Source organism: Cellulomonas citrea, assembly GCF_009829685.1.
Taxonomy (GTDB): domain Bacteria; phylum Actinomycetota; class Actinomycetes; order Actinomycetales; family Cellulomonadaceae; genus Cellulomonas; species Cellulomonas citrea.
The window spans coordinates 1-12552 of the sequence record NZ_VWSD01000018.1 but is presented as its reverse complement, the minus strand read 5'-3'; the positions used below and the strand labels follow the sequence as shown (position 1 = coordinate 12552).

Below are 12552 nucleotides of genomic sequence, written 5' to 3'. Positions count from 1 at the left end.
GGCCTGCGGGGTGCACGAGGGCAGGGCGCGGCCAGGCCGGGTCACCGAGGGGTTGGGGACCCGCACCGTGGACGGGCGGGACGGGGGCCGGGGCGCGGCCCGGCGCCGGTCCGGGACCGGCCGCACCTGCGAGCGGTGCGGCCGGTGCCGGCCGTGCGCGGCTAGCGGCCGGAGGGCTGCTGCTGGGTGATGCAGTGCACGTTGCCGCCGCCGAGCAGGATCTCCCGGCCGGGCACCGTGAGGACCCGGCGCGGGGCGAACAGCTCGGTGTACGCGGCGACGGCGGCGTCGTCGTGCTCGTCGTCGAACGTGGGCAGCACGACGATGTCGTTGCCGATGTAGGAGTTGACGTACGACCCCGCGAGCCGGTCGCCGGCCTCCCGCGGCAGGGTGCCCTCGACCGAGTCGACCCCGGCTGACTCCTCGGCCGTGATGAAGATCGGACCGGGCTGGTGGATCTTCACCACCTCGAACTCCCGGCCGCGGGCGTCAGTGCTCGACTCGAGGACCTTGAGCGCGGCCGCCGAACGCTCGTACTGCGGGTCGGCCTCGTCGTCGGTCCAAGTGAGCATGACCTTCCCCGGCTCGACGAACCGGCAGAAGTTGTCCACGTGCCCGTTCGTCTCGTCGAGGTAGACGCCGTACGGCAGCCAGACGACGACGTCGACACCGAGGTGGTCGCGCAGGTGCTGCTCGATCTGCTCGCGGGTCAGGTCGGGGTTGCGCCCGGCGGACAGCAGGCACTCCTCGGTGACCAGGACGGTGCCCTCGCCGTCGACGTCGATCGAGCCGCCCTCGAGCACGAGCGGCGCCTTGTACCGGTCGCAGCCCTCGATCTCGAGGACCTTGCGCGCCACGGCGTCGTCGGCGGCCCACGGGAAGTACAGCCCGTCGACCAGACCGCCCCAGGCGTTGAAGTCCCAGTCGACGCCGCGCACGTCGCCGGCGTCGTTCACGACGAACGTGGGGCCGCTGTCGCGCACCCAGGAGTCGTCGTTGGACATCTCCACGACGCGGATGTGGTCCGGCAGCATGCTGCGGGCGTTGTCGTACTGCCGGGCCGAGACCGCGACGGTGACCGGCTCGGTCGTGGCGATGGCCGTGGCGACCGCGGTGAACGCGGCCTGGGCCGGCCGGCCGCCGAGCCGCCAGTTGTCCGGGCGCTCGGGCCAGATGAGCCAGCAGCCGGTGTGGTGGGCCCACTCGGCCGGCATGCGGTACCCGTCGGCCCGGGGGGTGGTGGTGAGGGTGCGAGACATGGTGGAACCGCCTTTCGGGGTCAGAGCGGGGTGTCGGCGAACTGCTGCCGGACGGAGTCGGGGTCGTCGCCGCGTTCGAGGGCGCGTTCGCGGGTCCACCGGGGTGACCGGAAGCAGAAGTACTCCTGGAAGGCGACCGTGACGGCGAGGCCGACGAGGATCGACCCGGTGGCCGCCCACGAGTAGCTGAACGGGTTCCAGACGAAGAACAGGACGGCGATGACGAGCAGGGCCGTGGGCACCCACGTGATGAGCCAGGTGGCCACGGGGCCGCCGGGGACGCGGTACGGGCGGGGCCGGTCGCCGTCGATGCGGCGCAGCGTGCGGAACGCCAGCATCATGACGATGTACGGCAGCAGGAAGATCACCGAGGAGAACGCGAACAGGTTCCAGAACACGTCGTCGATGGCGCCGTCGGTGAGCGAGAACAGGGCGGCGTAGCCGACGGTGAACACCGTCCCGACGACCGAGCACAGCATGGCCGCACCGACCGGGGTGCCGCGCTCGGGGTGCACCCGGGCGAACACCTTGGGCAGGTCGCCCTGCTGGGCGGCCTCGGCGGCGGCGAGGTTGGCCCCGATGGTCCAGGGCACGAGGCAGGCGAAGAAGCAGAACAGGGCGCCGATGCCGAGTGCGGTGACGATGACGTGGGCGACCGCGGACTCGCCCAGACCACGCTGCAGGGCGTCGATGAGGCCGGTGGTGCTGGAGATCTCGTCGGCCGGCAGGATGAGCTGCATGCCGACGGTGGCGATGAGGTAGAAGCCGCCGATGAGGGCCCCCGCCACGGCGATGGTGCGCGGCACGTCGCGCTTGGGGTTCTCCATCTGGGTCGAGGCGGACGACATGAGCTCGAAGCCCAGGAAGTTGTAGATGACGATGGGCAGCGCGGCGGCGAAGGCCGGCAGCGCATCGGTCGGCAGCATCGTGCTCGCGGTCCACTCGGTGGCCGAGCCGTGGTTGGTGGCGTAGATGCCACCGGCGACGGCGAGCGCGACGATCACCGCGATGGTGATCCCGGCCCCGACGTTGGACACCCAGGTGCCGGTCTCCAGGCTGCGCGCGTTCACCCAGTAGTTGATCCAGATGAGCACGACGGTGATCGCGATCTGCACCCAGAAGTTGAGGTGTCCGCCGAAGAACATCGAGGAGATGGCGCCGGAGAACATGAGGTAGACGCTCGGTACCCACAGGCCGACGTTCAGCCAGTACCACCAGGAGACCCGGCTGCCCCACCGGTTGCCGAAGGCCCGCACGACCCAGGCGTAGATGCCGCCTGCGTCGGGGTAGGCCGAACCGAGCTCCGCGGTGACCAGGCCGTACGGGACGAAGAACGCCCCGATGATCGCGATGGTCCAGAAGATGGCGGTGGGACCGACCGCCGCGGTCACGGTGAGCTGGGACAGCAGCAGCATCGCTGCGACCGAGAACAGGACCATGTCGAAGAGTCGGAAGGCGGGACGACCGGTGGTCCCGGTCTCCACCGGGGGTCGGTCGGTCTGGGCGGCCATGAGTGCTCCTTTGCCAGTGCCGCTGACGTGCATGACACGAAGCCGGCGCCGGCACCTCGCCCCGGTCACCCTGCCCCGGTGGCCCCTGGGCCGCCTGGCGGCCTGGACGTCACCGGACCGCCGGGCGGACCGTGCCGAGATGTGTACAAACGCACAACTTCGATATGTACAAACGTACAAGTCTGGTCATGCAGGCCTAGGGACCAATGTCCCCGCCGTCCCAGGCTCCCCCGGAACCGCCCTCAGCCGGCCGTCCCCGCCGGGCACAACCGGTCCACGGCCACCCGCAACCGGCTCGACAGGTCCGGCACGTCGAGCTCGCCGTTCGCCACCGCCTCGAGCATGAGCCCGTCCACCAGGCAGGCGATGATCTGCACCACGACCTCACGCGGCAGCGCCGGGTCGCTCGGCGGCAGCACCCGGTCCACGAGGCCGCCGATCATCGCCGACCACGCCTGGGTCTGCGGCCGCAGGGCGACGTTGCGGGTCGCCTCCATGAACATCTCGAACAGCGCGAGGTCGTACAACGGGTCGGCCGTCGTCTTGTCGAAGAACATCTGAGTGAGCAGCGCCACCGACCGGTCCACGTCGACCGGCCCCTGCACCGCCTCGACGATCGCCGCCAGCCGCACCGACTCGGCCGCCTGGGCGTGCTCCATCGTCTGCAGCAGCAGGTCGTCACGGTCCGTGAAGTAGTACGTCGTCGAGCCCAGCGCCACCTGGGCGGCGTCCGCGACGGCCCGGTGCGTCACCGCCGCCGACCCCCCGGTGCCGAACACCCGGACCGAGGCGTCCAGGATGAGGTCCCGCTTGCGCTGACCGCTCGTCGTCGTGGCCCGCTCCCGCGGACGCCGCTCGGCCGGACCGTCTACCCCGGACATCGTGGTGCTTCCCCTCGCCGATCGACTGCGGGCGGTCCGTCCCGCCCCGGCGGCGGGCACGTCGGCGCCACCCCCACCCGGCATTATCGCGCCCTGGCTGGGCGCCCCGGCCGGGACCACGCCACCAGGCGCCCGTCACGGCGGGCACGTCGAGGGGCACCCCGGGTGCGGGCCCGAGGTGCCCCTCGACGCTTCAGCCCCGCGCGCGCAGCACCGGCGTCAACCAGTCGCCGGCACCGTCCCGCCCGAACAGCGGGAGCACGTCGAGCGCGGCCTCGACCTCGACGGCCTGCCCGCCGTCGTGGGTACGTCCTGTGGTCAGATCGGTCCAGACGGCACCGGCGGGCAGGTAGACCGTCCGCCCGGCGGCCCCCGGCTGCACCACCGGGGCGACCAGCACGTCGGGCCCGAACAGGTACTCGTCGCCCACCTGCCAGGACCGGGCGTCGGCGGGGAACTCGTGGAACAGCCCGCGCATCACCGGCTGACCGGCCGTGTGCGCCTGCGCCATGAGCGAGCGGGTGTAGGGCCGCATCGCCTCCCGCACGGCCAGGTAGCGGCGCAGCACGGCGTAGACGTCCTCGCCGAAGCTCCACAGCTCGTTGCCGGCCCCGCTCGGGCTGCGGCGCGACCCGTCGGCGGCCTGCACGGGGTGCCCCGGGCGCCGGTCTCCGTGCATCCGCATCACCGGGCTGAAGGTGCCGAACTGGAACCAGCGCACCAGCAGCTCGTGGAAGGCCGGGTCACGCACGTCCCCGCCGTGGAACCCGCCGATGTCGGTGGTGAACCACGGGATCCCCGCCGCGCCCATGTGGATGCCGGCGACGACCTGCCGCCGGAAGTCCTGCCAGGTCGCCCGGATGTCCCCCGACCACACGAGCGCGCCGTACCGCTGGCTGCCGGCCCACGCGCAGCGGACCAGGTTGACCACCTGCTCCTGCCCGGCCGCCGTCATGCCGTCGAAGAAGGCCTGCGAGAAGCGCTGCGGGTAGATGTTCGCCACCTGCTGGCCCGGGCCGGCGTGGTAGCGGTAGTTGTCGACGTCGTAGCGGCCGTACTCCGGCTCGGCCTCGTCGAGCCAGAAGGTGCGCACACCCTTGTCGTAGTAGTTCGTCCGGCACAGGTCCCACAGCGCCGCACGGCCACCGGGGTGGGTGACGTCGAGGAACATGCTCGGGCCCTCGAAGCTCATCTGGACGTCGAGCCCGCGGTCGGCCCGCACCAGGTGGTTGTCCGCGCGCAGCCGGGCGAAGTTCTCCGACTCGACGGAGACCTGCGGCCACACCGAGACCATGAGCTCGATGCCGAGCGCGTCCAGCTCGGCGACCATCGCCGCCGGGTCCGGCCAGAACTCCTCCTCGAACCGGTAGTCACCCATGTGCGGCCAGTGGAAGAAGTCGGCGACCACGACGTCGAGCGGCAGCTCGCGCCGGTGGTACTCGCGCGCCGTCTCCAGCAGCTCGTCCTGGGTGGCGTAGCGCAGCTTGCTCTGCCACAGCCCCAGACCGTGCTCGGGCATCATCGGCACGTGCCCGGTGACGTCGGCGTAGGCGGCGGCGATCTGGGCGGGGGTGTCGCCTGCGGTCACCCAGTAGTCGAGCTGACGGGTGCTCTGCGCCACCCACTCGGTCCGGTTGCGGCCGAAGGTCGCCCGCCCGATCGCCGGGTTGTGCCACAAGAACCCGTACCCGGCGCTCGACACGACGAACGGCACGGACGCCTGGGAGTTGCGGTGCACCAGCTCGAGCGTCGAGCCCTTGAGGTCCACGAGCTCCTGCTGGTAGAGCCCCATCCCGACGAGGTGCTCGTCCGGGTCGGACTCGAACGCGGCCGTGAGGTGGTGGTCACCGCCGACGATCGCCCGGTAGTCCCGGGCGCGCAGCTTGAGCGAGCCACCGTCGTCGAGCTCCTTGAGCAGCACCCGGCCGGTGGCGTCGAGGAACGTGAGCGTGCAGGAGCTCACGTCGTAGCCGCACTGCGCGTCGAACTCCTGACGGGCGGTCAGCCGGGCCGTGATCCGGCCGTTGACCAGCACCGCCTCACCCTCGTCGATCTCGACGACCGGTGCCGACCCCGGGTCGGGCAGCAGCGCCCAGTCGTCGTCGGCGAGGGGTCCCGACAGGGTGGATCGCACCCGGATGCCGTCGCTGCCCCAGGCGGCGACGACGAGGGTCTCGCCGTCGCCGGTCCAGGTGAGGCTGCGGCCGTCGGTCTGAAAGTGCGTCACAGGAGGTGCTCCGTCTCGAGGAAGAAGGGGTGGTGGGTGCGCGCGGACGTCAGCGGGCGAGCTCGATCGCGGCCCACGAGATCGGCGGCAGCTCGACGAGCAGCGCGCCGTCGTCGGTCACGGTGCACACCAGCGGGGCCGGGGTGACGCGGTCCGGGTCGGCGAGGGTGTTCTGGGCCGTCGGGTCGTCGTCGTGCAGCACGTGCGCCGCCACCACCCGGGTGGCGCCCAGCTCGGCCAGGTCGATCCGGACGGACGTGGGCGCGTCCTGCCGGCGGTTGACCAGGAAGACGGCGGCGCGGCCGGTCTCGTCGTCGAACGTCGCGGCGACGTCCACGACGGGGACGTCGCCGAAGGTCGCCGTGGGCATCGTCGGGCAGTCCACGAGCGGCGCCAGGACGGTGCCGGCGGCCAGCCGCGAGGTGAGCGCGAACGGGTAGAACGTGGTCTGCCGCCAGGCCGGCCCGCCCGGTTCGGTCATGATCGGCGCGATGACGTTGACCAGCTGGGCCAGGCTCGCGGCACGCACCCGGTCGTGGCGGCGCAGCATCGTGATGAGCAGGCTGCCGACCACCACGGCGTCGGTCACGGTGTAGGTGTCCTCGAGCTGGCGCGGGGCGATCGGCCAGGGCACGGCCCGGCCGGCCTTCTCGTCGGCTGCGACCTGCGCCTCGATCACCTGCCACCCGGTGAGGTCCCACACGTTCCACTCGTCGAACGAGAGCGCGATCTGCCGGTCGGAGCCGCGCAGCTGCTGCACGTGGTCGGCCGCGGTGACCACCGTCGTGATGAACCGGTCCATGTCGACCGAGGAGGCCAGGAACGAGGCCCGGTCACCGTGGTCCTGGTAGTAGGCGTGGCACGAGATGTAGTCGACGACGTCGTACGCGTGCCCCAGCACGGTGCGCTCCCACTCGCCGAACGTGGGCATGGACGAGCCGGACGACCCGCACACGACGAGCTGCAGACCGCTGTCCGCCTGCTTCATCGCGGCACCGGTGCGGGCGGCCAGCCGGCCGTACTCGTCGGCGGTCATGTAGCCCGTCTGCCAGGGGCCGTCCATCTCGTTGCCCAGGCACCACATGCGCACCCCGTGCGGGGCCGGCGAGCCGTTGGCCACGCGCTGGTCGGCGAGCGCCGTGCCGGGCTCACCGTTGGTGTACTCCAGCAGGTCGAGCGCCTCGGCGATGCCCCGGGTGCCGAGGTTGACCGCCATCATGAGCTCGACGCCGGTGAGCCGGGTCCAGGCGGCGAACTCGTCGAGGCCGATCTGGTTGGTCTCGCGCACGTGCCAGGCCAGGTCACGCCGCACCGGCCGGTTCTCCCGCGGGCCCACCCCGTCCTCCCAGCGGTAGCCCGAGACGAAGTTGCCCCCGGGGTAGCGCACGGTGGACACCCCGAGCTCGGTGACCAGGTCGACGACGTCGCGGCGGAAGCCGTCCTCGTCGGCGCTCGGGTGGCCGGGCTCGTAGATGCCGCCGTACACGCAGCGCCCCAGGTGCTCGACGAACGACCCGAACAGGCGTCGGTCGAGACGGGCCACGGCGTGCTCGGGGCGCACGCTGATGCTCACGGTGGGCATGGAGAGGTTCCTTTCGGGCACGACGTGGGGCAGGTCGAGGAGGACGGGTGGGGGCTCAGTCCTTGACCGCGCCGGCGGTCACCCCGGCGGCGACGTACCGCTGGGCGAAGACGAGCAGGACGGTCGCCGGGATGGAGGCCAGGACGGCCGAGGCCATGACGGCGTTCCAGTTGGTGGACTCGGCGCCGACGAACCGGAACAGCGCGAGCGTGATCGGCGTGATCGAGTTGCCCGAGGTGAGGGTCTGGGCGTTGAGGAAGTCCCCCCAGGCGAACAGGAAGGCGAACAGCCCGGCGGTGACCACGGCGTTGCGGCTGAGCGGCACGACGATCGAGCCGAACGTGCGCAGCCGGCCGGCCCCGTCGATGCGGGCGGCCTCGAGCAGCTCGTCCGGGATGGTCCGCATGAACGCCTGCAGCAGGATGATCGCGAACGGCACCGAGGCGGTCGAGTCGGCGAGCACCAGCCCGAACGGCGTGTTGAGCAGGCCGAGCTGCTTGTAGAGCGCGAACAGCGCGGTGACCACGACGACGCTGGGCACCATCTGGGCCAGCAGGAACGTGAACATGAGCGCCCCGGTGCCCGGTGCCCGCAGCTTGCTCATCCCGTAGGCCGCCGGCAGCGCGATGACCAGCACGAGCACGACGGTCGCGAGCGAGATCCACAGGCTGGTGCCCAGCGCCCCGAGGTTCTGCTGCAGGGCCAGCCGGTAGCCGTCGAGCGTCGGGTCGAGCGGCAGGAGCAGCGGCGGCGTGCGCACCAGGTCCGAGGGCTTGGTGAGCGAGACGTTGACCATCCAGTAGAGCGGGAAGAGCAGCCCGGCGCACAGCACGAGCCCGACGGCCGTGGTCAGCCAGCGACGTCCGGTACGCGGCCTCATGCGTCCATCTCCTTGCGCTGGGTGCGGATGTAGAACAGGCCGAGCACGAGGGCGACGAGGAACAGCAGCGTCGCGACGGTCGCACCCAGGCTGAGGGACTGCTCCGTCCCGCCCTGGAACGAGAGCTTGTAGGACCACGTCGCCAGGGTCTGCGAGCTGTCGACCGGCCCGCCCTTGGTGATGACCCAGATGACGTCGAAGGCCTTGATCGTGTAGACGAGCCCGAGCAGCAGGGTCACCTGGGTGACCGGGCGCAGCAACGGCCAGGAGATCGACCGGAACCGGCGCCACGGGCCCGCGCCGTCGAGCGCGGCCGCCTCGTAGAGCCCCTCGGGGATCGCCTGCAGCCCGCCGTAGAGCAGCACGAGGTTGAACGGGATGCCCAGCCAGATGTTGGCGATGATGACGGCCCACAGCGACCACGACGGGTCGGACAGCCAGCCGATGTGCGTGCCGAGCAGTGCGTTGACGATGCCGTAGTCCTTGTAGAACATCCAGCGCCACGTGGTGGCCGAGACGATGACCGGCAGCAGCCAGGGCACCAGGATGAGCGACCTGAACAGCGCCGACAGCGGGAACGTCCGGTTGAAGAACACCGCGAGCGCGAGCCCGATCGCGAACTGGAACACCAGCGAGACGACCGTGAACACCGCGGTGTTGAGCACCACCCTGGGGAACAGCGGGTGGCCGAAGATCGTCACGTAGTTGTCCAGGCCGACGAAGTCCGCCTGCCCGGTGAAGTACGACATGAAGGTGTAGTGCTGCAGGCTGAGCTCGCCGGTGCGCACGATCGGGTAGAGGAAGAAGAGCACCGAGTACAGGACGACCGGGAGGACGAACCCGAACGCCGCCAGGCGGGTCCGCCGGGTCGCCCGGCGACGGGCGGCGAGACGCTCTGCGTCGTCCCGCTCACCCGCCACCGGGCCCACGGCGCCCCGGGTGTGCTGTGCCACGTCGGGGCCGTCGCCTAGTTCGAGGCCGCGGCTGCGGTCTTGAGGGCGTCGGCGGGGCTGGACTGCCCGGCGACCGCGCTGGACAGCGCCTCGCCGAGGTGGGTCGCGACCGTCGCGTACGACGAGCCGAGGTCGGAGGTCCGGCTGCGGGCCGCGGCCACCGCGCTCACCCACGGCACCAGGCGCGGGTCCTTGGCGGCCTGTGCCTCGGCCTGGTCGGCGTACGGCGAGATGTAGGTCTGGCCGGTGAGCCAGCCGGTCAGGTTGTCCGGCTTGACGAAGCAGTTGACGAACGTCGCGGCGGCCTTGACGGCGGCCGGGTCCTTGCTCTGCACGATGTTGATGAACTCACCGCCGAGCGGGCTGGCGGCGTTGCCGCCGTCCTTGGCGGGGATCGGCACGACGGCGTACTTGATGCCGCTCTTGTCGAGGTCGTTGAGCTGCCAGGTGCCGTTCACCATCATCGCGGCGTGGCCGGCGGTGAACTGGTCGCGGATCTCCTGCTGGTTGAGCGTGACGTTCTCGCTGGACGCGTAGCCCTTGCTCACCAGGTCGACCCACAGCTGGAGGGCCTCGACGGTCTGGGGCGAGGAGATGTCGGTGAGCTCGGCGCCGGCGCCCCAGAAGAACGGCAGGAACTGGAAGGTGCCCTCGGCGTCGGGGCGGGCGGAGAACGCGATGCCGTACTGCGACTTGGACGTGTCGGTGAGCTTCTGGGCGTCCGCCTCGAGCTCGGCCCACGTGGTGGGCGGGGTCAGCCCGGCCGCGGTGAACATGTCGGTGTTGTAGAACAGCGCGAGCGTGTTGGAGCCGAAGGGGGCGCCGTACGTCTTGCCCTTGTAGTTGCCCGACGCGACGATGTTCGGCTTCATGGCCGAGGTGTCGACGCCCGAGGTCGCGTTGTCGACCAGGATCCCGGTCTCGGCGTACTGGGCGACGTTCGGGTTGTCGAGGATGACGAGGTTGGGCAGGTCACCGGTCGAGGCGGCCTGGGTGAGCCGGTCGCCCACCGCCTGGTCGACGGTGCGCTTGATGGTGATGCCGGTCTCCTTCTCGCACGCGGAGATGAGGCCCTCGTACGGCGAGCTGCCGGTGTTGTACTGCGTGTAGCCGTCCCACAGGGACAGCGAGGTGGCCGCGGCCGAGCCGGTGGCCGCCGGGGAGCCGCCGGAGGTGCAGGCGGCGGCCAGGAGCAGGACCGGGATCGAGGCGGCCACCCCAAGGGTCAGGCGTCGTTGCTTCACAACAGTCTTCCTCTCTGAAGAGTGTCATCCATCGCCGGTGCCTCGCGGCCGCATCACTGGTGAACCACTTCACCGACGCCGCGAGGCTAGCCGATCAGGAGAACCGGTTCAATAGGTTGGAGAACCGGTTCACAAGAACGAGACGTTCGTGACCGTCTCGTGACCTGGGACCGCGGTGCGACACCCTGGGCCACCCCGCGACGGCCCGTCAGCGCCCGACGAGCCCGCGCCCGGGCGCACCCGTCGAGCCGCGGTCGTGCAGCACGGCGGGCAGCAGCCGCACGGCCCCCGGCAGTGCCCCCGCGAGCTCGTCGAGGGCCCGGTTGACCGCCCACTCGACCATCGCCTGCCCCGGCAGGTCGACCACCGTCATCGCCGGGTACAGCGTCTCGAACTGCTCCTGCGGCGCCAACGACACCACCGACAGGTCCCCCGGGACCGACAGGCCCCGGGCGTTCAGCGCCCGGTCGAGCGCCGGCAACGAGGACACGCCGAGCACGAGCACCCCGGTGACCCCGGGCAGGACGGCGTGCACCTGCCCCAGCCACTGCTCGACGTCCGCGTCACTCGTGCCGGCGCACGGCTGGAAGGTGCCGCGCACCCCCAGCCGGTCGCACTCGGCGTCGAAGGCGTTCCAGAACCGCCGGCGGTACGCCAGCTCGTGACCGGGCCGTTCCGTGGGGGGCGCGAGCACCGCGAGCTGCCCGTGCCCCTGGGCCGCCAGGTGCTGCACCATGACGCGGGCCGCATGCCCGAAGTCCAGGTCCACCGCGGTGGTGCCGAGCCGGTCGTCCGGGATGCCGATGAGCACGGTCGACAGCCCCCGGTCGACGAGCAGCGGCAGCCGCGCCTCGACCACGCGGATGTCCATCACCACGATCGCGTCCGCGAGGATGTCACCGCGCAGCTCGTCGTCGCCGCGGCCCATGACGAGCACGTCGTAGCCACGGGGCTGCGCGGCGTACATCGCGGCGCGGACGAAGCGCATGAAGATGTCGACGTCGGCGTCCGGGGTGTCCGCGGACAGCGGGGCGAGCATCCCGAGGATGTTCGTCCGTCCCAGTGCGAGCGCCCGGGCCGCCGGTGAGGGCCGGTAGCCCAGCCGCGCGACGCTGGCCAGCACCCGGTCGACGGTCGCCTGCGGCAGCTTCTTGTTGCCCGACAGCACGTAGGACACCGTGCTGGCCGCGACCCCCGCGTCTGCGGCGACGTCACGGATGGTGGCCATGCGCTCACCCTAGGCGGTGCGACCTGCCCGCTGCGGCAGGCCACCACCGGCCTGAGCAGGGTGTCCACCGCCTCGGCCGGTCGGCGTCTCACCTCGCCCGCTCGCCTATCCTCACCTGCGTGCTCGTCCTGCTGCCGCCGTCCGAGGGCAAGTCGGCACCGACCGCCGGACCCGCGCTCGACCTGGCCGCGCTGTCCGCCCCGGAGCTGACCGCGCACCGCCGCGAGGTGCTCGACGCGCTCGTCGCCGTCAGTGCGACGCCGCAAGCCGCCCAGGTGCTCGGCGTCGGCCCGTCCCTGGCCGACGAGGTGGTGCGCAACACCCGGCTGCACGAGGCCGCCTCCGCACCCGCGGCGCAGGTCTACTCCGGGGTGTTCTACGCCGCGGCGGGTCTGGCCACGCTGCCGCCGGCCGCCGCCCGCCGGGCCTGCGACCAGGTGCGCATCGTGTCCGCCCTGTGGGGAGCCGTCGGCCCGGACGACCCCGTCCCGGCCTACCGGCTGTCGATGGGCACCGACCTGCCGGGCGTCGGGCCGCTGGCCGCGTACTGGCGCGACCGGCTGCCGCAGGCCCTGGACCCGATCGCCGGCGACCTCGTGGTGGACTGCCGCTCGTCGGCCTATGCGAGCGCCTGGACCCCGCCGGCCGACGTCTGCTGGGTGCAGGTGCGGGTCGAGCAGCAGGTGGGAGACCGGCGCCGGGTGGTCTCGCACCACGCCAAGCACGCCCGCGGCCTGCTCACCGGGCACCTGCTGCGGCACCGCGGCCGGGCGCCGCACGACGCCGG

10 protein-coding genes are annotated in these 12552 nt (G+C 71.7%); 1 reads left to right on the top strand and 9 read right to left on the bottom strand.

Features of this window, described 5'->3' with window-relative positions:
* Nucleotides 1–161 precede the first annotated feature (161 nt).
* From aguA to F2B26_RS03870, 9 genes are all read right to left on the bottom strand, one after another.
* Nucleotides 162–1259, bottom strand: a complete 1098-nt coding sequence (gene aguA / locus F2B26_RS03910; RefSeq protein WP_159806650.1) for an agmatine deiminase — start codon at nucleotides 1257–1259, stop codon at nucleotides 162–164.
* A gap of 20 nt (nucleotides 1260–1279) precedes the next feature.
* Nucleotides 1280–2770 carry an APC family permease gene (locus F2B26_RS03905; protein ID WP_159806648.1) on the bottom strand — a complete coding sequence of 497 codons (1491 nt, stop codon included), beginning with the start codon at nucleotides 2768–2770 and terminating at the stop codon, nucleotides 1280–1282.
* Nucleotides 2771–3012: 242 nt separating this feature from the next.
* A complete protein-coding gene (locus F2B26_RS03900) occupies nucleotides 3013–3651 on the bottom strand; it encodes a TetR/AcrR family transcriptional regulator (protein ID WP_159806646.1) in 639 nt (212 codons plus the stop codon).
* A gap of 193 nt (nucleotides 3652–3844) precedes the next feature.
* Complete coding sequence (locus F2B26_RS03895; RefSeq protein WP_159806644.1) at nucleotides 3845–5878, bottom strand: glycoside hydrolase family 31 protein; 2034 nt, start codon at nucleotides 5876–5878, stop codon at nucleotides 3845–3847.
* A gap of 49 nt (nucleotides 5879–5927) precedes the next feature.
* Nucleotides 5928–7460: an arabinosylfuranosidase ArfA gene (gene arfA / locus F2B26_RS03890; RefSeq protein WP_159806642.1), complete on the bottom strand. Its 1533-nt coding sequence runs from the start codon at nucleotides 7458–7460 to the stop codon at nucleotides 5928–5930.
* Nucleotides 7461–7515: 55 nt separating this feature from the next.
* Nucleotides 7516–8340, bottom strand: a complete 825-nt coding sequence (locus F2B26_RS03885; RefSeq protein ID WP_159806640.1) for a carbohydrate ABC transporter permease — start codon at nucleotides 8338–8340, stop codon at nucleotides 7516–7518.
* Nucleotides 8337–9293 carry a carbohydrate ABC transporter permease gene (locus F2B26_RS03880; RefSeq protein WP_201292597.1) on the bottom strand — a complete coding sequence of 319 codons (957 nt, stop codon included), beginning with the start codon at nucleotides 9291–9293 and terminating at the stop codon, nucleotides 8337–8339. The genes F2B26_RS03885 and F2B26_RS03880 overlap by 4 nt, the downstream gene beginning before the upstream one ends.
* Nucleotides 9294–9307: 14 nt before the next feature.
* Nucleotides 9308–10537, bottom strand: coding sequence for a sugar ABC transporter substrate-binding protein (locus tag F2B26_RS03875; RefSeq protein WP_159806638.1), 1230 nt, complete (start codon nucleotides 10535–10537; stop codon nucleotides 9308–9310).
* A gap of 208 nt (nucleotides 10538–10745) precedes the next feature.
* Nucleotides 10746–11765 carry a LacI family DNA-binding transcriptional regulator gene (locus F2B26_RS03870; RefSeq protein ID WP_159806636.1) on the bottom strand — a complete coding sequence of 340 codons (1020 nt, stop codon included), beginning with the start codon at nucleotides 11763–11765 and terminating at the stop codon, nucleotides 10746–10748.
* A 119-nt stretch (nucleotides 11766–11884) separates the two neighbouring features.
* Between F2B26_RS03870 and F2B26_RS03865 the strand changes: the two genes are divergently transcribed.
* A partial coding sequence (locus F2B26_RS03865; protein WP_159806634.1) for a YaaA family protein occupies nucleotides 11885–12552 on the top strand: 668 nt, incomplete at its 3' end.